The sequence below is a fragment of the Marinobacter sp. W-8 genome (genome assembly GCF_044342215.1).
GTDB lineage: Bacteria > Pseudomonadota > Gammaproteobacteria > Pseudomonadales > Oleiphilaceae > Marinobacter > Marinobacter nauticus.
This window is the reverse complement of record NZ_CP172297.1, coordinates 3,758,946-3,784,167: the sequence shown is the minus strand read 5'-3', so window position 1 is coordinate 3,784,167 and position 25,222 is coordinate 3,758,946. Positions and strand designations below refer to the sequence as shown.

Annotated in this window: 19 protein-coding genes; 2 read left to right on the top strand and 17 right to left on the bottom strand. The window is 59.7% G+C overall.

Annotation, left to right across the window (positions count from 1 at the left end):
• Positions 1-2: 2 nt before the first annotated feature.
• The 7 genes from ACF8YQ_RS17550 to folE all read right to left on the bottom strand — a co-directional run bounded on the left by ACF8YQ_RS17550 (position 3) and on the right by folE (position 6,279).
• A complete protein-coding gene (locus ACF8YQ_RS17550; protein WP_011787191.1) occupies positions 3-437 on the bottom strand; it encodes a MerR family transcriptional regulator in 435 nt (144 codons plus the stop codon).
• 243 nt (positions 438-680) lie between these two features.
• A complete protein-coding gene (locus ACF8YQ_RS17545; RefSeq protein ID WP_396622150.1) occupies positions 681-1,001 on the bottom strand; it encodes a hypothetical protein in 321 nt (106 codons plus the stop codon).
• Positions 1,002-1,054: 53 nt separating this feature from the next.
• A complete protein-coding gene (locus ACF8YQ_RS17540; protein ID WP_396622149.1) occupies positions 1,055-3,322 on the bottom strand; it encodes a putative bifunctional diguanylate cyclase/phosphodiesterase in 2,268 nt (755 codons plus the stop codon).
• Between the two features lie 58 nt (positions 3,323-3,380).
• Positions 3,381-4,691: an HD-GYP domain-containing protein gene (locus ACF8YQ_RS17535; protein WP_396622148.1), complete on the bottom strand. Its 1,311-nt coding sequence runs from the start codon at positions 4,689-4,691 to the stop codon at positions 3,381-3,383.
• A 169-nt stretch (positions 4,692-4,860) separates the two neighbouring features.
• Positions 4,861-5,295 carry a CoA-binding protein gene (locus ACF8YQ_RS17530; protein ID WP_011787187.1) on the bottom strand — a complete coding sequence of 145 codons (435 nt, stop codon included), beginning with the start codon at positions 5,293-5,295 and terminating at the stop codon, positions 4,861-4,863.
• Positions 5,276-5,683: a dihydroneopterin triphosphate 2'-epimerase gene (folX, locus tag ACF8YQ_RS17525; RefSeq protein ID WP_011787186.1), complete on the bottom strand. Its 408-nt coding sequence runs from the start codon at positions 5,681-5,683 to the stop codon at positions 5,276-5,278. The genes ACF8YQ_RS17530 and folX overlap by 20 nt, the downstream gene beginning before the upstream one ends.
• 26 nt (positions 5,684-5,709) lie before the next feature.
• Entirely contained in the window at positions 5,710-6,279 is a 570-nt protein-coding gene (gene folE / locus ACF8YQ_RS17520; protein WP_011787185.1) for a GTP cyclohydrolase I FolE, read from the bottom strand.
• A gap of 182 nt (positions 6,280-6,461) precedes the next feature.
• Between folE and ACF8YQ_RS17515 the strand changes: the two genes are divergently transcribed.
• Entirely contained in the window at positions 6,462-7,376 is a 915-nt protein-coding gene (locus ACF8YQ_RS17515) for an alpha/beta fold hydrolase (protein ID WP_396622147.1), read from the top strand.
• 5 nt (positions 7,377-7,381) lie between these two features.
• On the opposite strand, the gene ACF8YQ_RS17510 is transcribed toward ACF8YQ_RS17515, so the two are convergent.
• Complete coding sequence (locus tag ACF8YQ_RS17510) at positions 7,382-8,467, bottom strand: GGDEF domain-containing protein (RefSeq protein WP_153739626.1); 1,086 nt, start codon at positions 8,465-8,467, stop codon at positions 7,382-7,384.
• Between the two features lie 227 nt (positions 8,468-8,694).
• Here ACF8YQ_RS17510 and ACF8YQ_RS17505 point away from each other — a divergent pair, with 227 nt between their 5' ends.
• Positions 8,695-9,777 (top strand): patatin-like phospholipase family protein, encoded by a 1,083-nt coding sequence (locus ACF8YQ_RS17505; protein WP_396622146.1) that lies wholly within the window; start codon positions 8,695-8,697, stop codon positions 9,775-9,777.
• A gap of 36 nt (positions 9,778-9,813) precedes the next feature.
• Here the strand turns inward: ACF8YQ_RS17505 and ACF8YQ_RS17500 are convergent, their stop codons facing one another.
• The 9 genes from ACF8YQ_RS17500 to ACF8YQ_RS17460 all read right to left on the bottom strand — a co-directional run bounded on the left by ACF8YQ_RS17500 (position 9,814) and on the right by ACF8YQ_RS17460 (position 25,195).
• Positions 9,814-10,800: a PAS domain-containing protein gene (locus ACF8YQ_RS17500; protein ID WP_396622145.1), complete on the bottom strand. Its 987-nt coding sequence runs from the start codon at positions 10,798-10,800 to the stop codon at positions 9,814-9,816.
• A gap of 111 nt (positions 10,801-10,911) precedes the next feature.
• Positions 10,912-11,724, bottom strand: a complete 813-nt coding sequence (gene znuB, locus ACF8YQ_RS17495; RefSeq protein ID WP_041655189.1) for a zinc ABC transporter permease subunit ZnuB — start codon at positions 11,722-11,724, stop codon at positions 10,912-10,914.
• Complete coding sequence (gene znuC / locus ACF8YQ_RS17490) at positions 11,711-12,484, bottom strand: zinc ABC transporter ATP-binding protein ZnuC (RefSeq protein ID WP_396622144.1); 774 nt, start codon at positions 12,482-12,484, stop codon at positions 11,711-11,713. Before znuC ends, znuB begins: the two co-directional genes overlap by 14 nt.
• On the bottom strand, positions 12,477-12,968 hold the full coding sequence (locus tag ACF8YQ_RS17485; RefSeq protein ID WP_396622143.1) for a Fur family transcriptional regulator: 492 nt from the start codon (positions 12,966-12,968) through the stop codon (positions 12,477-12,479). The genes znuC and ACF8YQ_RS17485 overlap by 8 nt, the downstream gene beginning before the upstream one ends.
• 68 nt (positions 12,969-13,036) lie before the next feature.
• Positions 13,037-13,498, bottom strand: a complete 462-nt coding sequence (locus ACF8YQ_RS17480; RefSeq protein WP_396622142.1) for a chemotaxis protein CheW — start codon at positions 13,496-13,498, stop codon at positions 13,037-13,039.
• A gap of 11 nt (positions 13,499-13,509) precedes the next feature.
• Positions 13,510-14,562 (bottom strand): chemotaxis protein CheB, encoded by a 1,053-nt coding sequence (locus tag ACF8YQ_RS17475; protein WP_396622141.1) that lies wholly within the window; start codon positions 14,560-14,562, stop codon positions 13,510-13,512.
• Entirely contained in the window at positions 14,562-22,181 is a 7,620-nt protein-coding gene (locus ACF8YQ_RS17470) for an Hpt domain-containing protein (protein ID WP_396622140.1), read from the bottom strand. The genes ACF8YQ_RS17475 and ACF8YQ_RS17470 overlap by 1 nt, the downstream gene beginning before the upstream one ends.
• An 11-nt stretch (positions 22,182-22,192) precedes the next feature.
• Positions 22,193-23,092 (bottom strand): protein-glutamate O-methyltransferase CheR, encoded by a 900-nt coding sequence (locus ACF8YQ_RS17465; RefSeq protein WP_011787174.1) that lies wholly within the window; start codon positions 23,090-23,092, stop codon positions 22,193-22,195.
• Between the two features lie 27 nt (positions 23,093-23,119).
• On the bottom strand, positions 23,120-25,195 hold the full coding sequence (locus ACF8YQ_RS17460) for a methyl-accepting chemotaxis protein (protein ID WP_011787173.1): 2,076 nt from the start codon (positions 25,193-25,195) through the stop codon (positions 23,120-23,122).
• Between the last annotated feature and the right edge of the window lie 27 nt (positions 25,196-25,222).

The window sequence follows — 25,222 nt, the reverse complement described above, 5'->3', positions numbered from 1 at the left end:
ACTCAAGACTCCTCACAGCAGGATGATGACGAAGGATCATCCCAATGTTCGATTAACCGACAAATCGTATGTCCATCCGGCGTTCCATCGGGCATCTCCTGCCAGGTGGACAAGGCCGACACCATCCGCGCCCGCAACTTCTGCAACTCCGAAATTTCCCGCTCAACCTCCGCCAGCCGCTGCTGGAACACATCCCGAACCATCGGACAGGGCGAATGATGATCGTCCGCCTGCTCCAGAATCTGCCGTATCTCCGGCAGAGAAAACCCCAGCTGTCGTGCCTTGCGGGCAAACCGCAACCGACGCAGATCTTCGGCATCGTATTGCTGATAGTTGTTGTCCGGATTCCGGGTAGGGCGCAACAATCCCTCCCGGGTGTAAAACCGGACGGTATCCGGGTTAACCCCGGCGGCGGTGGCGATTTCTTTGACTTTCATGGTGTCGAATCCCCCAACGAGCATGTGGGTGGATGGGAGGCTTGTTCAGATGTTTCGGAGTGTTGGTGTGGGTGGCGCTTCCGAAAATGTTCGTAGCCATGGATGGCGGAGACAAGCGTACATGGAAGTACTTGCAGCGGTTTTCGGAAGCGCCACCCACACCGACACGGCATTCTCCCAAATCCACAGAACAAGACTAAAACCTGTGACCAACTCACAGGTCAAAGGTTTTCGGAGAGAAACTCAGGAAGAAGAGTTTTTCGAACGCAGAAACACACCGCATGATTTGCACTGATCCGGCGCCATCAGCTTCGCCTGCCAGCCAATTTTCACGCCACAGGCAGGGCACCTCAGCCGCAACTGCAGAACCACAATCGGCGCCACCAGCAACGCCAGCAACAGCCCCAGCGACCCCCAGTCATCGCCGGACGACAGCCCCAACTGACTGCTGAACACCAGCACCACAATCAACGCCACAAACGCAAACACAAAATAATTCCGGTTCCACCGCTCCCAGCGGCGAAGCTGTGCATCCTGCTCCGAAGTCAGATATCTGGCCGACATAATGCTCTCGTGACAAACCGTTGAAAGTGAAGTGTGGAGTTCTGGCCCGGTAATTACAAACCGGAATCCACGGGCAGGCCCGGGATCAGAATACCCTCGGCCAGTGCGCGCTCAAGATCGGCCGCCGGAATCGGCCGGCTGATCAGGTAGCCCTGGGCCAGATTGCATCGGTGCGCTTTCAGGAAGTTCAGTTGCTCCTCCGTCTCGACGCCTTCAGCCACTACCTGAATGCCCAGGTTGTGGGCCAGATTGATCACCGCCCGGGTAATCACTGCATCATCGTGGCGCTCAGTGACATCGGTAATGAACGACCGGTCAATCTTCAACAGGTCGACCGGGAAATCCCTCAGATAACCCAGCGACGAGTAACCAACCCCGAAGTCATCAATCGCCAGATGCACACCCAACTGGTGCAGCTGGGATAACTGATTGAGGTTGTGCTCGATGTTCTGGATAAAGATTTCCTCAGTCAGTTCCACCTCCAGCCGGGACGGATCCACCGCCTCCGATGCCAGGGTTGAACGGATATGGTCAATCAGGGAATCATCATCCAGTTCGCGGCCGGACAGATTCACCGCGACTCTCAGGTGCTCACAGGGCGTGCCTTTCCAGCGCGCCAGTTGACGGCAGGCGGCCAGTACCACCCAGCGGCCAATCTCGGTAATCCGGCCGCTTTCCTCAGCCAGCGGAATAAACTCCACCGGAGGCAGGAGCCCGCGAACTGGGTGTTGCCAGCGAATCAGCGCCTCGACACTGTTGATCTCGCCGGTGTCGAGATTGAGCTGGGGCTGGAAGTAGAGCACGAATTCATCATTGGCAAGCGCCTGGCTCAGGTCACGGTCCAGCTCAAGACGCAGCACTTCGCGGTCCTGCATGCCCTCGGTATAGAACTGGTAGGTATTACGGCCCTGCTCCTTGGCCCGGTACAGGGCAATATCGGCATTGCGTAACAGCGTATCCGCGTCCAGACCACTTTGGGGGTAAACCGCCACACCCATGGTCGCGGTAATACTGTGAGCCTCGCCCTGCACCTCGAACGGCGCGGCGAAACACTGCTTGATCTGGCCCAGCAGGTGAATCACATCGTCAATGTCATCGACCTGCTGCTGACACACCATAAACTCGTCACCACCGGAGTAGGCGACCAGTACCCGCTCATTGCTCAGCCCGTTCAGTCGCTCAGACACCTTGATCAGAAGCTCATCCCCGAACTGATGCCCGAGGGAATCGTTAAGCATCTGGAAGCGGTCAAGATCCAGCATCACCAGGGCGATCTGGCGCAGCTGTCGATCGGCAATGTTGATGGTATGCGCGAGGTCTTCCATGAAGAAGCGGCGATTGGCCAGACCCGTGAGGGTGTCGGTCGACTCCAGCCGTTCCAGGTCCACCTGCATGGCTACTCGCTGATCGATTTCCTGTTCCAGCTCTTTACGGGTTTTGAGCAGAGCCTGGTTGCGCTTCAGGATGAGTTGCACCAGCAGGGTAGTAAGGCTGGTGAGCAGGCCCATCAGCAGCAGGCTGGTAAAGGTCATGGTAGGCCAGCTGCTGCGCTGGCCTTCGACCCATTGTCTCGAAGGTGTGAGTGTCAGTGACCAGTCCAGCGAAGGCAGGTTGATCGGTACGGTGTGGTTCAGCGAGTTATCAAGGTCGGACGAGGTGTTCAGCAGATAACTGGTCTGGTCACTCTGGGTGATGGTGACCTGGAACTGTTCAAGGACCCGCTGGGTCAACATTTGCTCTGCCAGCGTATTCATTCTGAAAACGCCAGCCATGAAACCGTTATTGGCATCACCCCGCCCGACAGGATGATAGATCACCAGACCCTCTCCGCCCTGTCGAAGGTCAATGATGCCGGAAATATCGTACTGTCCGGAGGCTGCAGCCCGCGATAGCGCCGCTCGCCGCTGTTCATTGAAGGCGACATTGAAACCGATGACATCGTTGTTGCCGCTCAGGGGTTCCAGCCAGCGGATGATGTAGTTGCGGTCAATCCATTCAATGGCCTGGTAAACCCCGAAGTCTCTCAGATAATTGCGTGCATCCTCACGCCAGAGCGCCTCGGTCTGGGATGGATTGGCCTGCATGCGCATGGCCATACGCCCGATGGCATCGAGGTGCACCATGAATTCGCGCTCAAGGTTGTTGGCGAGCGCTCTGGCTTCATTGCTGAGATTGGTCTGGATCTGGTGGGTATTCTGTTGGATCAGGCCAACCCGGAGCCCGGAGGCAATACCCAGAAACACCAGGAAGATCAGAACCGGGAAAACCGGGCTCATCAGCGCACGAACGACCAGTCTGATGGATGTCTCGGGTTTCTCCACATCTTGCTCCGGAGTGAGTGGGTTCGGGATACCTGGGTTAACGGCAGGCTCGCGCTGATTATGAATGATTTGCAACGCTCTTTGCCATTAGCTGTTCGATCCGACCCCTAAGGGATATCCCGAAAGCGCCGTCAGGTAAAGCCCTGGCGATTTCCCGAGTGGTGTGCTCAAGCCCCATCTGCTCACCGAGATCCACGACTCGCGGCGTGACCGGCTTTTTCGAGGGATCCAGCAGTATCTCAACCCTCGGTTTGAGTTTGCGTCCGGGGTGCGTACTTACTACCAACGCGACTTCTCCTGTGCTCAGTTCGACCAGGCTGCCCGGGGGATAGATACCCATCATTTTGATAAAGGCTTCGACCATATCGGCGTCGAATTGCTGCCCCCGGTTCTTGAACAGAATCCTTACGGCGTCGGCCGGTGACATGCCGTCGCGGTAACACCGGTCGCTGGTCATGGCATCGTAGGCGTCGACGATGGCAATCAGGCGGGCAAACCGGCTGATCTGCCACTCGGGCAATTGTTGTGGGTAACCCCGGCCGTCGATACGTTCATGGTGATGCAGGGTCACATCGCTGATGATCGGGTCCAGGCTCGGATCCTGTTTCAGGAGTTCATGGCCCAGGGTGGTGTGTTTCCGCATCACCTCATATTCCCGGGGGGATAATGGCCCGGGTTTGTTGAGGATCTCGTCCGGTACCCTTAACTTGCCGATATCGTGTAAGAGCCCGCACATGCCGGCCACTTCCAGGTCATCCTCGGGCAGGCCCAGGAAACGGGCAAAGGCCACGGTAAGAATGGCGACGCGTAAACAGTGTTCGGCGGTGTAGGCGTCCCGGTGCTTGATCCGTGCCATCCAGAACATGGCACTGGCGTTGGCTTTGACACTGTCCACGCAGGACCGGATCAGTGGTCGGGCAGAGGTCAGCTCCAGATCGTTGTTCTGCTCGATGTCCCGGATCACCTTCTCCACGAATTGCTGGGTTCGGCTCCAGGTGTCAGCAGCCCGGGGCAGTTCCTGTTCGAGCGTGCGGGTTTCCTGCAGGGGTTCGGTGGTGCGTTGCTTCAGGTTGGGAATCTGATCCAGAACCGGGGCCAGCCTTTCAGCCTCATCTTCGACCACCACCCAGGCGCAATACTGGCGCAGTACCCGGGCTTCGGCCTCGGTCTGCAGAGTGAAGCCCTGGAACAGGACCGGCACTTCGGTCCAGGGCCGGTCAAGCTTGACCACTTTCATGCCGGGCTGAAGCAGGTCCACGGGCAGACGCACCCGTTCCAGTACAACGTCTGTAGACGTCTTGGGAGTGCTCTGAACATCGCGGCCTTTAGCGGCGGCTCTGGACTTGCCTGGTTTACTTCGGAACCACATGGTCCTGCCAGTCTTCGAATTATTGTTCAGAGAGTATGTCAGACTGTCGCAATTGGTAACAGTTACGATCTGAAACTGTGATCTGGCTCTTGATCCAGCTCAGCTCCGGTAGCCGGTTCTCAGGCCAGCTACCGCAATGCAGGCAATCGGCAGGGGCGGGAAAGGGCGTTCAGCGATTGGCCGGGGTGCGCAGGCCGTGCCGAGGGATTTCCTGCTTGGGGCAGCGATCCATCACCACCTGCAGGCCGGCGGTTTCGGCGCGCCGGGCGCCTGTTTCATTGATCACTCCGATCTGCAGCCAGAGCACCGGAACCTTCTGCTCAATGGCTTGGTCGATCACCGCATCGGTACGCTCGGGGGCCAGGAACAATTCCACCATATCCACTGGCTCCGGCAGCGAGGCGAGATCCGCGTAGACAGTTTCGCCCAGAACCTGCTGGCCGGCCAGGCGGGGGTTGACCGGAATCACCCGGTAGCCCTGGTGTTGGAGATATTCCATCACTTCATGGGACGGCCGGTTGGTCTTTTCGCTGGCACCCACCAGGGCAATGGTATTTACCGATTCCAGAATGTCCCGGATCTGTTCAGGGCTGTTGCTGGGCATATTGCAGATTCTCCTGGTCGCGGCTGGCTTCCAGGGTCACGGAAACCGATTCTGCATAACGTAGCGCATGGGGCTTGTCGATTTCTACCTCGGCCCAACGCACGGCGCCATGTTCCATGACGATGGTCAATACTTCGTGGGTCAGGCGCTCCAGCAAGGCGAACCGCTGGCCGTCTACATGGGCGATAATCTGCTTGGTAATGGTGCGGTAGTTGAGCGCAGCAGAGATTTCATTGCGCTCGATAGCCTCCGAGGCATCGTAGGTCAGGCAAACGTTAATCACCACGTCCTGCTGGTTGTTGATCTCTTCTTCCTTGATGCCGATATAGGCACGCAGCAGAAGATTCTTGATCTGGACACGGGCCAGTGGTTTCTGGGCGTTTGCCATAACAACTCCCTGGAGTCAGTCGGATATCAGCGGTTACTGGAAATCAGGTTCAGGAATTCGGTCCGGGTTGCCTGGGATTTGCGGAACTGCCCGAGCATCATGGAGGTTTTCATACGCGAGTTCTGCTTCTCCACGCCGCGCATCATCATGCACATGTGCTGGGCTTCAATGACCACCGCGACGCCCTTGGCCTGGGTAACGCTCTCGATGGCTTCGGCGATCTGACGGGTGAGGTTTTCCTGGATCTGTAACCGGCGAGCATACATGTCGACGATGCGGGCAAACTTGGACAAGCCCAGCACCTTGCCCTGGGGCAAATAGGCGATGTGGCACTTGCCAATGAAGGGCAGCATATGGTGTTCGCACATGCTGTACAGTTCGATGTCCTGAATCACCACCATTTCGTCCATGGCGGATTCAAACACGGCGTTATTGACCAGCTCTTCAAGGTCCTGCTGGTAGCCGCGAGTGAGGAACTGCATGGCCTTGGCTGCACGCATGGGCGTATTCTGGAGGCCTTCTCGATCCGGGTCTTCGCCCAGGCCCTGGATAATGGTGCGGTAGTGATCGGCCAGATCATCAAGGGGTAGAGACATAATCGATTCCGGTTTGGGGTGTCTGAAAAAGGCCAAAGCTTAAGGCAATTCGCCGGGTATCTCCATGGTTTACGTCTGTGGCGTAGAAAAGGACCACCGCACAGGCCGCCAAAGGCGATATGGCCCCGGCCGCAGCTTTGCACTAAAGTGTGGGGAGTTTCGGGTACGGTCATGGATTGCACATGGAACAGGTGATACCGGGTTCAGAAGTGGCGGCATCTGGTCGCCAGGACACATTTACGCTGGAAGCCTGGCAACAGGCTGGCAAATGGTTCAGTTACGAGGGGCATGCCATCTTCAGCCGCATGGGTGGGCAGGGTGAGCCGCTCGTTCTGCTGCACGGTTTCCCGACCGCGAGCTGGGACTGGAGCCGAATCTGGCCCATGCTGGTGCGCGAGCATAACCTGCTGACTCTGGACATGCTCGGTTTCGGCTTTTCCGACAAGCCGCTGCATTATTCCTACAGCATCGAAGATCAGGCTGATCTGATTCAGGGCTGGATTGAGGGGCTGGGTCTGGAGCGGGTGCACCTGTTCGGACATGACTACGGCACCACGGTCGTACAGGAATTGCTGGCCCGGGAGCAGGAGGGCGAGCTGTCGTTTGCCATCAGCAGTGTCTGCCTGCTAAACGGTAGTCTGTTTCCGGAAGTTCACCATCCCCTGTTTATACAGAAGATTCTGCGCAGCCCCCTGGGTAGCCTCATTGGCCGGGGGCTCAGCCGATCGCTCTTCGAACGCAACTTCCGCCGGCTGTTCGGGTCACGTAATCCGCCGGGCAGGCAGGACATGGACGACTTCTGGCATTTGCTGAACTACAACAACGGCCGGGGCGTGTTGCACCGCCTGATCCAGTTCATGGAGGAGCGTCGTTGTCACCGCAACCGCTGGGTCGGAGCGTTGCAAAAGGCGGAGCAGCCCATGCGACTGATTTCCGGCGGTGCCGACCCGGTGTCCGGCGCCGCCATGGTCCGGCGTTATCGGGAGCTGATCCCTCAGGCCGATGTGGTGATGTTGCGCAATGTCGGGCATTACCCCCACTTTGAGCAACCCTGGGATGTCTACAGCGCCTACAGGGAGTTTCGCAAGGCGCGCTAGCCAGTTCAGGCCGGTGTGGTGCCGCCGGTGGCCGGGTCTGCCAGTGGTGCCGGATCCAGGATGTCCTCCTGGCTCGCGAGCCTGGGAGCGTTCACCACCTGATTCCGGCCACGGGATTTCGCTTCGTACAGAGCCTGGTCTGCCCGGTTGAGCCATACTGACCAGGTCTCGCCCTGGGTGACTTCCGCCACGCTGGCACTCGCGGTAACCCGGATGTCATCCAGAAACGGCCGGGCGCTGATGCTGGTCAGCAACTGGTGCGCCAGGGTGTCGGCGTCTTTCTGCCTGGTTTCCGGGAGTACGACCATGAATTCTTCGCCGCCGATACGGAACAGCTGATCGCTTTCCCGCAACCGCTTGCGTACCCGCAGCGCCATTTCCTTGAGCACCTTGTCACCGGCCAGGTGGCCCCAGCGGTCATTGATGGTCTTGAAATAATCCAGATCAATCAGTACCAGGCTGGACACCCGTTCATAGCGTTCCCGCATCTGAATCTGGCTGTTCAGGATATCCGCCAGTTGGGAGCGATTCAGGCAGCCGGTCAGTGGATCGGTTGTCGCCAGGCGGGTAAGCTCGGCCTGCAGGCGCCCCACCAGCCAGGCAAAGATCATGGCAAAAAGGCAGCTGAGACCGAGGGAAAAAGTGATACGCCAGAAGTCGGCTTCGGGAAATTTGAAGAAGGACACTACCGCCATGACCGACACAAACACGATATTGCAGAAAATGGCTTCACGCAGGGGCAGCAGGAAAAACAGGGCAATGGCGGCGGGATAGGCCCAGTAGAGCCCGGCATGACCATTGATGAGGGTGGAATAGGCTGCGCATACCACGGCCAGTATGGGGAACAGCCGGCCCTTGAAAAAATAGGTACTGCGAAAACGCAGGAACGCGATCACCAGGGCAGCGTTCACGCAGAACAGAATCAGCAGGGATGACAGCAGAACGTTGCCATGCTGCCACTGCACCATGACCAGGGGAGCGACCGCAATAAACGCCCAGATGTGCAGATGATAGACCAGTTGCCGCTTGAACCCGAGAACAGCCAGGGTCGGGTTGGTTGCCAGGGTATTTGGCGAGGCAATTAGATTCACAGCCTACTCCCGCTGTTCATAACCGGCATGTTTCCGTTTGTAATCGATGGCTCAAGTCTAGCACGGAGTCCCGCGAGCGAAAGCAAAAACCACGGATTGACGGTATTCGCAAAAACTATTCTGGAGACATCTGTTATTCAGAATATACATGGCCGTCATGAATTCTGTTCAGTTGGCCACCTCCGGTCGGTCGGATACACTCGCCGGACATTTCAGGGGAGAAAGGAATGACTGCCATTCACAGTCGGAAGCCGGCACTGACCATCCGAGCAGGTCGCCGGGCTTTGCAGCGCTTGCAACAGAAACCGCTGGGGCCGGAAGATGTCCACGTGATTCCGGGGGCAGCCGGTGGCCCGAAGGCGCTGGGAATCAGTGGCCTGGACAAGGCCATTTTTGGTGACTGGTTGCCGCAGGCTCCCCAGGAAAGGGCTCTGATCGGATCTTCCATCGGCAGCTGGCGGTTTGCCGCCATTGCCTCTTCAGATGATCCCAAGGCCCAGTTGGCCCGCCTGGCCGAGCTGTACACCAGTCAGCGATTTGCCAAAGGCGTCAGCGCTGCGGAAATCTCCCGCAAAAGCATACTGTTTCTGGAGGAGCTGCTGGGGGGCCGGGAAGACTTTCTGCTCAGCCATCCCTGGTACCGGTTGAGCATTGTAGTAGTGCGCAGTCTTGGCCTGTTGCAGCACGATACCCGCGGCCGGCTAAGCCTCGGGTTGATGCGGGCCATCAGCGCCAACATGGTCAGCCGCCGGTATCTGGGCCGTTTTATGGAGCGTGGCCTTGTGCACGATGCCCGGGGCCGCGCGCCGGTCTCCAGCTTGGTGGATTTTCCCAGTCATGAAGTGCCCCTGAGCCGGGACAACCTGTTGCCGGCCTTGCTCGCGTCCGCCTCCATTCCCCTGGTGATGTCTGGAGTCCGCAATATTCCGGGCGCGCCAGAGGGTGTATACCGGGATGGCGGACTGCTCGATTATCACCTTGACCTGCCTTACCAGCAGCCTGGCATTATCCTCCATCCGCATTTTACGGATCGTGTGGTTCCCGGCTGGTTCGATAAAACCTTGCCCTGGCGTCGGGGCGATGCCAGTCGACTGCAGGATGTCGTGCTGGTATCGCCGTCACCGGATTACCTGGCAACCCTGCCGGATCGCAAATTGCCGGACCGCAAGGATTTCGAGAAATACGCCGGCGATGATGCCGGTCGCGAACGAGCCTGGCGTCGAGCGATTGCAGAGAGTGACCGTTTGGGTGACGAGTTTCTGGAACTGGTTGAGAGCGGGCGTCTGCTGGACCGGATTCAGCCCTTGTGAGTCTCTGGTAGATCGCACAGGCCGTCTATTCTGATCCTAGTCCGGGGTAGCACTGAGTCGAAAGCCGGTAATGCCGTGGACCGGATCCTTGATGGTTTTCAGGCGCAGGCATACTTGCACTGGCAGGGAGTCGTCGGCTCCGATCAGTGCCAGATCGGTTCGGGTCAGGTCTTCCTCGCTGCGGGCGCTGTCCAGGCTTTCCCGGAACCGGCTGCGGTCTTGTTCGGCTACCAGTTGTTCAAACGGCTGATCGGTCAGGTCGGAGGGCGCGCGACCGAGCACGTCGGCAATCTGGGCGGACACAAATCCGATGCGCCCCTGGTGATCCAGTTCGGCGATTACCGCTCCGCCCAGCCGGACCAGATCCCGGCTTCTTGCTTCGCTGTCGTTCAGCGCATGCCGGAGCACAGACTTCTCCACCTGCAGATTGGTAATCTGTTGTTGATCGCGATCGAGTTGTGCCTGTTGCTGCCGGATTCTGGCATTGCGGATGGCCAGTAGACGGCAGGCGACCAGCATCAGTAAGGCTGCGAGTACCGAGATACCGGCGCCTGCAGTAAGAATCTGCCAGCGCGCCTGGTTCGAGGCCCGGTCTATCCACCCTGTGCTGGGCGTGGTGGTGACCATCCAGTGCCTGCCGGGCAGTGTCAGCTCGGTACGCAGGGCCTCGGAATCCCGGGGCTCATCCACGTTGCCGAGCTCCAGCACAGCCTGTTTGGTGTGTCTGGCGAGCGTATCGATTCGAAGCTGCAGGCCCTCGGGCAGATCTGTCGCCAAAGCTGAGGTCAGCGATGCGGGCAGATGGTGCCCCGGCGTTTGTTGTAGTCGGGCTGCGATCGTCGCAACCAGAGCCTGATGCCTGGCATGGTAGGCCTCAAGACCAAGATCAGCGATGGTGCGCGCCAGGGTGTTGGCCAGTACCACTGACACCAGTATGCCGGTACCCAGGATAACCCCGGGCATCCAGAGGCCCGGCCAGAGCCGGAATCGGGTGCCGGGTGTGTTACGAAGGTCGCTGTCCATGCTGGTGTGCTCCCGCGAGGCCTTTGCTGCTCGGATACCGCCTAACTTTAGACCAGCAATACCGGCCCGGCAATTCGGGCGCCGCCCTGTGCTGACTGGTGGCGCGGACGGTCAGTGCCGGCTCTGGCGGGCACCTGCATACACCATCAGGAACACCAGAAATGCAGTGACCACCACCGATGGTCCGGCCGGCGTGTCCAGGTACCAGGACAGGGTCAGTCCGCCGGACACCGCCACCACCCCGAAGACCACTGCCAGGGCGGTCATGTGTTCGGGATTGTGGGCCAGTCGGCGTGCGGTTGCGGCCGGAATAATCAGCAGGGCGGTAATCAGCAGGACGCCGACAATCTTCATGGCCACCGCAATCACCAGCGAAAACATCAGCATCAACGCCAGCCGCAGGCGTTCCACCGGAATCCCTTCTACCCGTGCCAGTTCCTCATGAATGGTGCTCATCAGCAGGCCGCGCCAGAGCAGCGCCAGCAAAGACAGGACAAAGGCGGCGCCACCGTAGATCCAGACCAGATCCTGTCGGGTCATGGCCAGCAGATCGCCAAACAGCAGGCCGGTCAGGTCCACCCTGACATCCGGCATGAAGCTCAGGGTGACCAGGCCAATGGCCAGCGCGCTGTGCGCCAGGATGCCGAGCAGGGTATCGGTAGCCAGGGTGCGGGTCCGGGATAGCAGCACCAGGGCCAGCGCAATGAGCACACAGGTGATCACTACACCCAGATTCAAAGGCACGCTGATCAGAAAACTAAGCGCGATGCCCAGCAGGGCCGAATGGGCCAGCGTATCTCCAAAATAGGCCATGCGACGCCAGACTACGAAGCAGCCAAGGGGACCGGCCACCAAAGCCACGCCCAGGCCGCCGAGCAGCGCCCGCCAGAAGAAGTCGCCCAGCACCGCATCAATGATGGTCATGGCTGCAACCTTCGTGGGCGTCCGTGGAAGAGACCACATCGCCATGGAGGTTATGGCGATGGTTGTGATGGTGGTGATAGACCGCCAGAGACTCGGCAACCTGATGACCGAAGGTTTCCACAAAAGCCGGGTCCTGGGAAATATCCTCCGGATATCCGCTGCAACATACGTGCTGATTAAGGCAGATAACCCGGTCTGTGGCCGCCATCACCAGATGCAGATCATGGGAGATCATGATGATACCGCAGTGCAGCTCATCCCGAAGCTGGCGAATCAGATCGTAGAGTGTGGCCTGGCCATTGATATCGACCCCCTGGGCGGGTTCGTCCAGCACCAGAAGATCGGGTTTCCGGGCCAGTGCCCGGGCCAGCAGCAGCCGTTGTTTTTCGCCGCCGGACAGGTGGTGGACGGACGCATCCAGCAGGTGCGCGACCCCGGTCCTTTCCAGCGCTGCCTTGCAGTCTGCCAGTGCACGCCTGCTGAGCAGCATGAAGCGCCGGACACTCAGTGGCAGAGTAGGCTCCAGAGTCAGGTGTTGGGGTACGTAACCGATCACCATGCCGGGCGCCACCGATAATTGACCGCTGGTCGCCCGCTGAATCCCCAGTACGGTTTTGATCAGCGTGGTTTTGCCGGCACCGTTCGGGCCGATGATAGTGACGATGTCGCCCCGGCTCACGGTCAGGTTGACCCGATCAACCACCGGCCGGTCGTCAAATGCCACCGTGACCTGTTCTAGCCGGACCAGGGGCTCAGTCATTCGTTTGCTCCCCCTGACAGCGGGGGCAGAGGCCAGCCACTTCCAGGGTAACGTCGTCAGGAAGGAAGGCTTCCGCGCGCGCCGCGGATTCGATGGCCTGATTGAGTTCCGGCATGGCCAGTTCCAGGACCGTGCCGCACTGTCGGCAGATCAGAAAAGTACCGCGATGATGTTCACCGGCATGGGCACAGCCGACGAAGGCGTTGAGCGAGGCAATCCGGTGAACCAGTCCATGTTGAAGCAGAAAGTCCAGGGCCCGGTAGACCGTGGGGGGGGCGGCGTTGTGTCCATCCGAGGACAGTTTGGCCAGAATATCGTAGGCGCCCAGCGGCTTGTGGGATTGCCAGATAAGCTCCAGTACCCGTTCCCGGATCGGCGTCAGACGGGCGTTTTCATCGCGGCAAATCGTGCGGGCATCGGACAGTGCCTGGGCGACACAGGCCTGATGGTTATGGGGACGGTAGGGAAGTGCGCGTTCCGGCATGGCGTGGATCCTGCAAAGTTTGCAACATTATAACATTTGCTGGCGGCCACGCCATGCCGACCGGAGGCTCAGTGATGTGCGTCGACGGCCAGGGATTCCAGGTATTCCAGATTCGGGATCCAGGCTGGCTCGCCGTCTACTTCCACCTGCATCAGATCCGCAGGGCCGGGGTCGCCGTCCAGTTGTCGGATCTGTTCTTCCATCAGGCGCGCCTGGCTGGGAATGCCCTGGGTGACCAGGGCCATGAACGGGGTGCTCTGGTGATTCGGGCCGATGGTATTGAGGATAATGATGCGGCCACGGTTGTCACCAGGGATGGTGAGCTTGTTGCCGTTGGCGGCATCGTAGGAAATGACCGGCAGTGTGAGCCCGCGCCAGTCCAGGAACCCGGCCAGCCAGTCCGGTGTATTGGCGCCGGCATCGTTGCTGTTGAAATCCACCACCTCAGCAATGGAGACGTTGGGCAGCAGGAGCTGGCGGTCCAAGACCGGTATCATGACGCAGGACAGGGATTGGCTGTTTTCACTCATTGCTTGTTACCTCAGGCGGAATCCCGTTTTTGCCGGCCCTTGAGCAGGCAGTTGTTCTCAATGACTTTTACCAGTTCCCTGGCCAGTTGCTCCGGAGTGCCACAGAAACTGGTGCAGCCGGTGGCGGCCACCGAATCGGGCATGGAGCTATTACCACAACTGGTGCTTTCCTGAACCCAGATGCGGCTGCCATAGGCCTTGAGCATGGGTGCAGCGATAGCGCCGTCGTTGCCCATGCCGGAAAACAGGATGGCATGACAGTGTTTGCCATAGTGATCCGCCACGTTCAGCAACACCTGATCTATCGATGGGCCATAAGGGCCCGGCCAGGGATTATTCAGTTCCGTCAGCTGGCCCTGGCGATCAAAGGACCACTCTCTTTCAACCGGCATCAGCACCACATCGCCGTTGCGTACCCGATAGCCCTCCTCGGCCCGTTTCAGCGAATAATGGGCGTGCCGGCCCAGAACCCGGGTGAGGACTTCGGTAAAATTGCCATCAATATGTTGGGCATAGATAAACCCGACCGGTAGCCTTGGCGGCAGGTGATCGAGAAAGGTCTTCACCGCTGCAGGACCGCCCAGCGAGGCTCCGAGAATCCAGATTTCCTCAGCCACCGAACCCGGCGCCGCCGGAGTTATCCAGTGTGGCAGCGTAGGCGCGTCCACCGCATCTGGCGTGGTCTCGGCCAGCTCTTCAATGTCGTTGGCGGTATCCAGCTGCTCCAGATGCCCGAGCTGCTTTTCCAGCTTGTCGAGCAGTCGGCGTTCCCAACGGAAGTATTCCGTGGTGCCGGGCTTGGGAGCCTGGTCCAGGCCGAACAGCACCGGCGCTTCTGTGTTCTCCAGCAGATGCTCGAACAGTGCCGGGTGATCCGCTTCGTCTTCCAGGGTCACCAGCCAGAGGGCTGCGTCCGGAAACGCCGGGTAGTCCATCAGCCGCTCCGGGTCTCCGGAGAACCTGACGTCCAGGCCAAATTTTCCGGTCGCCGCCTGCAGCCGATGCCGTTGCAGCACCACATCGGACACAATCCCGACGCCAGGCCGGCCGTTAGGGCCGGCCATCACCGGTTCCCGGTCAGCCGCTTGATAGTGTCAAGCAGCTCGGTTTCCTGGAACGGCTTGCCAAGGTACTCGTTGACCCCGATGGCCAGCGCACGTTCCCGGTGCTTCTCGCCTGTCCGCGAGGTGATCATGCAGATCGGCGTATCTTTCAGGTTGTCGTCGTGGCGCACAAAGCTGGCCACTTCAAAACCATCCATGCGGGGCATTTCGATATCGAGCAGGATGATGTCCGGCCGATGATCCTGAAGCTGGGCAACGGCGTCGAGACCATCTTTGGCGGTCACCACTTCCATGCCATTGCGCTCCAGCAGACGGGACGTCACCTTGCGCACCGTAACGGAGTCGTCCACCACCATAACCGTCGTGGCTTTTTCCTCGTAGCGGGCGCTGTCCCGAGCCTTTTCCAGGTTCGCCAGACGCTGACGTTCGGACAGGATGTCGGAGCGGATCATCGCCGGCAAGTCGAGAATCACGACCACGTTGCCGTCACCGAGAATGGTGGCACCGGAAACGCCCCGGACGGAACTGAACTGCGGCCCGAGGGATTTAACCACGATTTCACGGCTACCCATCAACTGGTCCACCTGCAGAGCCATGGGCTGCTCGGCGCCGCGCACCAGAATGACCGGCAGCGGCAGGGCCTGGCCCTGAAGCTTGGGCTGGTGGTCACTGTTGAGCAGGCTGCCCAGGTACTGCAGGCGATACTGCTGGCCGGCATACTCGTACATGGGGGCATCTGGCTTGTAGTACTCTTCCAGCTCGTAGGTGCTGACCCGGACAATACCTTCGATGGTGTTGAGCGGGATGGCGTAGAAGTCTTCCCCGGTGGACACCATCAATGCACGGTTGACCGACACGGTGAACGGCAGGCGTACGGTGAAGGTGGTGCCACGGCCCAGGGCGGAATCGATGTCTAGGCTGCCGCCGAGCTGTTTGATTTCGCTGGCAACCACGTCCATGCCCACACCACGACCGGAAATCTGGGTAACCTGCTGGGCGGTGGAGAAGCCCGGCTGCAGAATGAACTGCAGGATTTCCCTTTCCGAGAGGTCTTCGTCGGCGCGCATCAGGCCCTGGCGAACGGCCTTGTCGCGGATAACGTCGGACGGAATGCCTTTACCGTCGTCCATCATCCTCAACACCACATCACCGCCTTCCCGGGTCAGGGACAGAACCACTTCACCTGTGGCCGGTTTTCCTGCCTTGGTGCGGTCTTCCGGCGTTTCGATGCCGTGGTCCAGTGCGTTGCGGAGCATGTGCTCCAGCGGCGCGACCATCCGCTCCAGAATGTTCCGGTCCATTTCCCCTTCAGCATTGCGCACGTCGAAATCGACTTTCTTGCCGAGTTCGCCACTGATCTGGCGCACGATGCGGCGCAGACGGGGCACCATGGAGGAGAACGGAATCATCCGGGTCTTCATCAGACCTTCCTGGAGTTCCGTATTGATCCGTGATTGCTGAACCAGCAGGGTTTCGGTGTCCCGAACCCGCTCGGACAGGGTTTCACGCAAATCAGCAAGGTCCGAAGTGGATTCGCTCAGGGCCCGTGACAGCTGCTGGATGGAGGAGTAGCGGTCCATTTCCAGCGGATCGAAATCGTCGCCGTAATCCGGCCCATGCTCCTGCTCGGCCCGGAACAGGATCTGCGCTTCGGTTTCGATATCCATGCGCCGCAGCTGCTCACGCAGACGTTCGATGGTGGCGGCCATTTCGTCCAGGGTGTAACTGAAATCACTGCTCTGCTGTTCCAGGCGACCCCGGGTAATACTGGTTTCACCGGCCAGGTTAACCAGCTCATCCAGCAGCGGTGCCGATACCCGAATGGTTTCCTGGGCGGCTCTTTGTGCATCGGCCGCTTTTTTGCGTGCCTGGGCCGCGGATTTCTCCGGTTTCGCAGGTGCCGGAACCGGTTTGGTCGGGGCTGGCTCCGCAGTGGTGGCCTTTGGCACCGGCGCGGGTTCTTCGCGAACCGGTTCGGGTGCTTTTTCCGGCTGCGCGGCAGGTGCCGGTGCGCCGGATTCAAAGCGTTTGCGGATATCCGCCACCAGCGCGATGATGGCATCGTGATCGCCGGTGATGGCCTGCCATTGCTCCTCGGTTGGCGCGTTACCGCCCAGATCAATCAGGCGGGTCTCGAAAGCATGAGCTTTGTCGCCAAGCTCGGAGAGCTGGGACAGACGGGCGCCGCCTTTGAGGGTATGCAATGCCCGTTGTGCTTCCCGGTTGAAGTGCTCATTGGCAGGCTCACGACGCCAGTCATCCAGTAGCTGCTCCAGCTGGTCCATGATTTCGCCAGCTTCTTCCAGGAAGATTTCGAGCACTTCCGGATCCACGGAGTCCGCTTCAGCCGTTTCTGGCTGTGGCGATTCTGTTCCGGATGTGTCCTCCGCTGGTGCGGTAGTGCGCAACGCGTCGATCAGGGCCGCATCGGCATCGGGCTTGCGACTGTCTTCCAGCGCATCAAGCATGGATTTCAGGCTGGCCGCGGCGCGGTCACTCAGGCCAAGCATGGCCGACTGGTCCCGGTCGCCGGCAATCAGCTGGTCCAGGGCGTCGGCCCAGGCTTCGGCCAGATCCGCAATCGGGTCGACATCCGACAGTCGCGCGCCGCCCTTCAGGGTGTGCAGTTCCTGTTGCAGGCGGGTAATGCCCGCCAGCTCCTCCGGCTCCTCGCGCCACTGGTCGAGGCATTCGGTAATGGCCTCGTGGATTTCCAGGCCTTCGTCCAGGAAGATGCCAACCAGATCGTCGTCGGTGGCGTCCTCCAGGCTCTCGTTGAGGCTGGACGCGGATTCTTCGGATTCCGCCGCCGGCTGTTCACTGATTTCCAGTTCTTCCAGTTCGCTAACGTCGGGCTCACCCGGCTCTGACTGCGGCGGTTCCTCCGAAGGCAGGGATTCGCCGCGCAGAATGGCCTGAACCTGATGCACCAGTTCTTCGGCTGGCGGGCACGGCTTCTGGGTCGCCACCTGCTCTACCATCTGGGCCAGGCGGTCGTGGCAGGCAAACAGCAAGTCGGTCATCTGACCGCTGGCTTCAAGCTGGCCTTCGGCCACTTTTTCGAACAGATCCTCAAGCACGTGAGTGAGATCGCCGATGGCCTCGACTCCGGCCATGCGGGCGCCACCCTTGAGGGTATGCACATCACGCTGCAGTTCGGCAGCAACCTCCCGGTTCGAGGGGTCTTCGCTCCAGGTATGCAGGGCACTGCCGGTTGAGTTGATCAGGTCGTAGGCTTCTTCCAGGAAAATGCCCACCAGTTCCGGGTCCAGATGGGACAGATCGGTGGCCTGGAGCTCTTCCTCCTCTGCACCTGCAGTTTCTTCGGTGCTTTCCTCGAGCTCCGGCTCCGGCAGGGTCAGCTCTTCGTCTTCCGGTTCTGCCGAGTCGTCGGTGTGTACATCGGTTACCGGGCGAGTGCCACGGGCGCCATCGATGTAGGCATGAATCTCGGTGATCAGATCCGGCGCGTGCCTCGGCGGCTCACTGGCTTCAAGTGCCTCGACCATGCCGGCAAGCCGGTCATGGCAGCGGAACAACAGGTCAGACAGAGTGTCATTGATCGAGAATTTCTGCTCGGTCAGTCCTTCAAACAGGTTTTCCAGTTCGTGGGACAGATCACCCACGGCCGGAATGTCGGCCAGTCGGGCGCCACCCTTGAGGGTGTGCAGGTCACGCTGGAGCAACCGCAGGAGGTCCAGGTTTGATGTGTCCTCGCTCCAGCTGTGCAGGGCTTCCGCGGTGCTGTCAATCAGGTCGCGGGCTTCCTCCAGGAAGATTGCTGCCAGCTCGTCGTCCATGGCCTGATCGTCTTCAGACGTTTCAGGCAGTGGCGGCGTTTCTGTCAGCTCAGGTTCTTCTGTTGCCTGCTCCAGTTCATCCATTTCCAGGCTGAGGTCGATCTCTTCCAGGTCGTCGGTGAACTGCTGCTCGAACTCATCCGGTTCTGCGGGCTCGGCTGCGGTTGCCTGTGCCAGCGCCTCGAGTTCCTGAATCAGTTCCTGGCTGGGTTCAGTAGCCAGCCCGGCCGCCACCTGATCCATCATGTTAATCAACTGCTCATGGCCGGCGCGCAGGGTCTGGAATACATCATCGCCCGGCGGCAGGCCCTGCTCTGAAATGGCGGTGTAGGTGCGGGTCAAAGCGGCGGCCAGTTCGGCAACATCGGGCAGATTGGCGTCCGTCGCACCCTGGGTCAGTTGCTCCAGTTCGGCACGGAGGGTTGCCAGTGCCTCGTCCTGCTGCGGGTTTTCAGACCAGCGATCGAGAATGCTTTCGGCATCCAGAACGATATCCAGGCCTTCACCCAGGAACAGCTGTACCAGCTGTGACGATGACTTCCTGGCGGGTTGTTCGTCGTCTGTCTGGGCATGGCTGGTGAGTGTCTGCTCACACACCTGGTGCAGGCGCTCAAGGTACTCGTCGGTGCCTGCCAGCGGTGCCTGGGGATTCTCCCGAATCTGGGCAAGCCCTTGAGTCAGGAAGCCCGCCGCATCACTGATCAGCGCCAGTACGTCGCGGTCTGCCCGTTTGTTCTGGGCCCGGGATTCTTTGATAAAGCGCTCAAGCGGCGTAATGACTTCCGCAATTGGCGCGATACCGGCGGTGTTGGCACTGCCCTTCAGGGTATGCAACGCCCGAGAGAGATCGTCCGTGTAGGCGGCGGTAGCTTTGTCGCCCGCAGACTCCAGGTACTCCTTGATGGTCTGCAGATGGGTTTCGGTTTCGTTCTCGAAGATATCCAGCAGCACCGGATCCACTTCGTCTTCTCCGGGCAGGGCATCATACTCAATGCTGTCTTCCGGAGTGACGGTACCCGCCGTTGTTTCCTCTGCAGACTCTGTGTCGGTGTCCACCAGCGGCATGGCTGTGGCATCGGGAATTTCGCCATTGGCCAGGGCATTGGCCCGCGCCTCCATGGCAGAGGTGTTCAGGCTCGGCGCCTGGCGTTTCTCAAAATCGGTGACCAGCGCCGGCACCGAATCGGTGACATCCTGAAGCAGCTGGGCAATATCATCATTCATGAACACGCTGCCGTCGATCACCCGGTTCAGCATGTTCTCGACCGACCACGCCAGCTCCCCGATCACGGTAGCGCCAACCATCCGGCCACTGCCTTTCAGGGTATGGAAGGCCCGCCGAACTTCTGCCAGGGCACTGCGGTCATCGTGCTGACGTAGCAGCATAGGCAGGTATTCGCGAATGGTGTCGAGTACCTCGCCAGCTTCCTCAATAAAGATCTCGAGGATTTCGTCATCAATGAGATCGTCACTGTCGTCCGCTTCCTCAACTTCGCTCGTTGGCGCGGTAGCGGGTGTTTCGGGAATTTCGATTTCGTGCTCGGCGGCGGCCTCGTCTGCAGTTTCTGCTTCGCCTGTGGTCTCTTCGGCAGCCGGTCCGGTTTCTGCGCGTCGGGTAGTTGCCAGCGCTTCAGCCTGTTCAATCAGCTCGTTGACGTCGCCACTGGTCTCGCCGTTCCGGAAGTCCTCAATCAGGGAAGGAATACGGGCGTTGACCTGGTCCACCAGGGTGAACATGTCATCGGTCGGTTTGATGGTCTGATCGATGACCCGATTGAGCAGATTTTCCACCGACCACGCCAGTTCGCCAATGCTGGTGGCGCCGACCAGGCGGCCACTGCCTTTAAGGGTATGGAAAGCCCGGCGAACTTCAGTCAGAGCTTCGCGATCGTCGTGATCCTGGCGCAACCTCGGATAGAACTCGTGGATGGTCTGCAGAACTTCTTCCGCTTCCTCAACAAAAATGCCGAGGATTTCATCATCCAGCAGTTCGGCATCAGAGGTTTTGGCCTCTGGTGCACTGGTCTCTTCGGCGCTGGTCTCAGGTTCTTCAGCCACGGTTACTTCAGCCGGGGCCTCTTCGGTTTCTTCCGTCAGGCTCCAGGTGGGCTCCTGTCCGACCGGGAAGCCGAGACTGGCGAGGCTGTCTTCGGCCACGCGCAGGATAGCGTCGTTATCGCTGATGCCATCTGCCAGTCTCTCCAGGTAATACTCGATACTGGTAACGGCATCGGCCAGGGTGTCGAGCTGTTTCCAGTCCGGAACCTGTTTGTTGCTGAGCAATACGTCGGTGACGTAACGCTCGGCTGAGGCGAGCATATCGGCAACGCGATCCAGTGGCACCAGGCTCAGACCGCCACGGATACTGTGCAGGAGTCCGGGTACGTGTTCGATTTCACGGGCATCCCACTGGGAGGCAATGAAATTAACGATGGCGGATTTAACCTGCTCCAGGGTATTCCGGGATTCGCGGATCAGTGCTTCGCTGGCCTCTCCGAGTTCACGGGAGCCCATGTTGATGGCGGAGGCTTCCTCGGCCGAGCCGGACGACTGTTCCGGGCGTCGCTCGCTGTCGAGACCAGCCAGACTGGCCTCTACGTAAAGCAGGGCACCGGCAATGTCCATCAGGGTGCCGTCGTCGACCACTTCGGCCTGTTGGCAGAGTTTTTCTACCAGTTCAATCTGTTCGGTGACGACCTTCCGGGGAATGCCAAGACCAAGAACGGCCAGGGTGTTGGCAACCTGACGCAGGCCGGGCAGTAACTCGTCCAGTTCGCTGTTCTGACGAAATTCGGCCCGCACAAACAGGTCAAGCTGATCTTTCAGTCGAGCCAGTTCTTCGTTGAGGGCACTGACCACGGAGTGGATGGCGTCCCGGCCTGGACCGGATACCCGGTTGCGGGCGGCATCCACGTCGTCTTCCGAGGGCAGGGCGCTATCCAGCTGATAGGCCTGACGCAGCGCCTGAACCTGAGGGCGATCGAGATCCCGGGCGCGGGCGACGTAATACAACAGGTGTTTGAACAGCGCTTCCGGAACCGGCTGCTGAAGGATATCCGCATGTTCGTCGGTGAGCCGGCGGATCTCGGAATCCAGTTCCCTGAGCAGGGATTTGACGGCGGTGTTCACCGGGTTGACCCGGGCTTGCAGAGTGTCGACAAAGGCGCTGGCCGCTTTCCAGAGTTCGCCCCGGGGCGTTTTCTGGCACAGGCGCACCAACCGCTGGATTACCTTCTGCATGTAATCGAAATGGGCGTCGAGGTCCGCCTCGCGAACCACGCCGGCCAGGGCAAACTGGTACATCTGGCGCAGCTTGCGCAGGTGGCCCAGGACTTTGGGATCGTGCAGGCGTTCAGACACCTTGCCGCTGACCTTCATCTGTGAGGCAGAGAGATCCGGCTTGAACAGGGAGGTGTCGGACAACAGGGATTCGCCCCGTGCGGCCCGGAGATCGTTGAGCAGCGGCAGCAGAACCATGGGAAAGTCATCACTGCTGCTGCCAATGTGTTCCAGATACTGTGGCAGCTGCAGGATGGCCTGCATCAGCACGTTGACGGCATCGTCAACACTGGTCACGGTTTCGTTGAGAATGGCCTGGGTCAGTTTTTCCATCTCTTCGGTGAGCAGTGCCGCACCGTAGAGTTCCACCATTTGCAGGGTACCGTGTACCTGGTGGAGGTAATTCAGGCAGAAGCGCAGGCGCGCAGTGTCGTCGCGATTCTCGACATACGCCTCAAGTGCATGCTGGCCCTGGGTCAGCGTGTCCTGTATCTCTCCCCGAACCCAGTCGAGGGCGATGCTGTCATGGTGATTGCCCATAACCACTCCGGTTATTCTTCGTCGGACTGGCGCTTGATCCACGCCAGTACATGTTCCGAGGGAACCCTCTGCAGGCCCGGTGGCTGCCAGTCGGTCAGTTCACCCTGGCCAAGCACCAGTAACCCCCCCGGTGCCAGACGCTCTGCGAGCCGTTTGACGATCTCCCGTCGGCGCCAGCGACGGAAGTAGATCAGCAGGTTCTGGCAGAAGATAATGTTCATCCCGTGCATGGGGGCTTTATCCAGATCCAGAACATTGAGCCTGGTAAAGCACACCCGGTCACGGATGCTGTTCACAATTTCTACGGTATTCCGCTCCGAGGGCCGGAAATACCTGGCTTTCAGGTCTTCTTCCATTCCCAGCAACTTGCGGGCATTAAACCGGCCCTGGCGCGCTTTTTCGATGGCCGGCTGACTGATGTCCGAGCCGGTTACGCCGAAGAGCGGTTGCACGCCCAACTGAGCCATGCCCTCGTTCAGGATCATCGCGAGTGTGTAAGGCTCCTCGCCGGTGGAGCAGCCAACACTCCAGGCCTCCAGGGCCCGCTTCCTGAACTGTTCACGGGGACGGGTAAGCACATAATCCGCCACCAGCCGGAAGGCGTCCGGGTCCCGGAAAAACCGGGTTTCCTGAACAGTGAGCCGGTCTACCAGTGTGGCCCACTCCCTGACAGCATCCGGGCCGGATACGATTTTCTCGTAATAGGCCTGGTAGCTGCTGCAACCGATTTCGCGCATCCGGATGCCAAGATTGGTTTCCAGAAATGAGCGCCGTTCGGTGGTCAGGGTTATGCCGGTGCGGTGCTCCAGCAAAGTCTGCCACTGGCTGAACTGCGCGTCGTCCATATCCGGAAGACGGCGCAGTGACCAGATGCCTTCGGCGGGTGACAGTTGGTTATGCGTATGCGCCATAGACCGTCATCTGCCCCGGGCCGGTGATCAGCTGACCACCGGTACGTCGCTGTTTTCCTCTTCTTCCTGATTGGCCATTTCCTCATCCGGCAGGGTGAAGCCGGCAACGGAGGACCGCAGCTCGGAGGCCATTTCTGCCAGGTTACCGATAGACTTCGCGGTAGCGTTGGTACCTGAGGAAGTCTGGGAGGTGATTTCCTGGATAACGTTCATGGTGTTGGAAATGTGCGCCGCAGAGGATGACTGCTGACGGGCGGCGTTGGAGATGTTCTGGATCAACTCCGCCAGGGACATGGATACGTTCTCGATTTCCTCGAGGGCGATACCCGCGTCCTGGGCCAGTCGGGCACCACGGACCACCTCGGCGGTGGTGTGTTCCATGGAGATAACCGCTTCGTTGGTATCAGACTGGATCGTCTTAACCAGGGCTTCGATCTGCTTGGTTGCTGCAGAGGAACGTTCCGCCAGGCGCTGAACTTCGTCCGCAACGACCGCGAAGCCCCGGCCCGCGTCACCGGCCATGGAGGCCTGGATTGCCGCGTTCAGGGACAGGATGTTGGTCTGGTCGGCAATGTCGTTGATCAGGGATACGATGTCACCGATTTCCTGGGAGGATTCACCCAGACGCTTGATCCGCTTGGACGTTTCCTGGATCTGCTCCCGGATGTTGTCCATGCCGCGAATGGTGTTCTGTACCACTTCCGCGCCTTTCTTCGCGATCGCAACCGACCGCTCCGCAACCGCGGAGGATTCGGCAGCGTTCGAGGATACCTGGTCGATGGACACGGCCATCTCGTTAACCGCAGCGGAGGCGCCGGCAATTTCCTGGGCCTGGTGCTCGGATGCATCGGCCAGGTGCATGGCCGTGGCCTGTGTTTCCTGGGCGGCGGAAGCTACTCGTACCGCAGTACCACGAATCGCCTGTACCAGGCCGCGCATCTGGTCGATCGCGTAGTTGATGGAGTCGGCGATGGCACCGGTGAAGTCCTCGGTTACCGTGGCCTCTGTGGTCAGGTCACCATCGGCCAGGTCGGCCAGTTCGTCCAGCAGTCGCAGGATCGCGTTCTGGTTCTGTTCGTTCTGCTCCTGGGTGGTGGCCAGACGCTCCTGGGCGTCGCGGTACAGGGCAAGACCGATAAAGACAACAATCGCAACCATGGCGGCCAGGATCGCGAAGGCCAGGGTCGGGCTGATCAGACGGGAACTGGACTGGGTAGCGAAGTTGTCGGCCAGAGTCGACAGTTCGGCCAGCAGGTTCTCGGAGTTCTGGAAGATGTCACTTGCGGCGGTACGAACCTTGAAGAGGTCGGGAGAGGCTTCAAGGATCGCGTCTACGTTCTGGGAAACGAACTGGAACAGCTCGTCAACCGCTTCCAGACCATAGATGGCGTCTTCGTCCGCTACGCGGGAGATGCCCATGGCGGGATTGCCGTTGAGCTGGCCGTCAAGAACCCGGCCGAACAGGCTGGCATCGCGGCCGAAACGGTCGGCCGCGATAACGGCGTCTTCGTCACCGGACAGTACGTTGTTAACGGAGCGGACAATACGCTCTGCCAGCAGCGACTGACGCTGGGCCAGCGAGATCTGTTCGGCAGGGGCACCGTTATCCAGCAGAATCTGAACGATGTCGTCGTATTCCACCTGCAACTGGGGAATGGTTTCGTTCAGGGTGCGTGCTACTTCGTGCAGGCCGAGTACCGCATCACGGGTAGAGAGGATGCTGTCGGCGTTTTCACGAACGGTGTTCCAATGTTCCTGTACGCCACTTTGCTGGGCCAGTTCACTGGGCGGGAGGCCGGTTTCCGGGTTGCCCTCGGTCACGTTGGTCCAGAGCTGCTGGAACTCATCCCGCGAACGACGGAGTTGGTCGAAGGCCTCGGCGGTACCACCTGCGGCCTCGGTCGCGTTCTTCGCGATCTCCTGGGAGAGTACCCGCATTTCCGCGGTGTTGGCGATGTACTGCTGGTCGTGCTGACTGTCCTGGTTAATGATGAACAGTACCACAACGAGCAGGACGGTAAGTGCAATCAGCGCTGCGATCAGGCCGGCAACCAGTTTGTTGCCTCCCTGTCCCATACTGAGTCTTCCGGCTCTGTTTTTCATTTTCTGGCTCCCGGCCTCTTTCTTCTG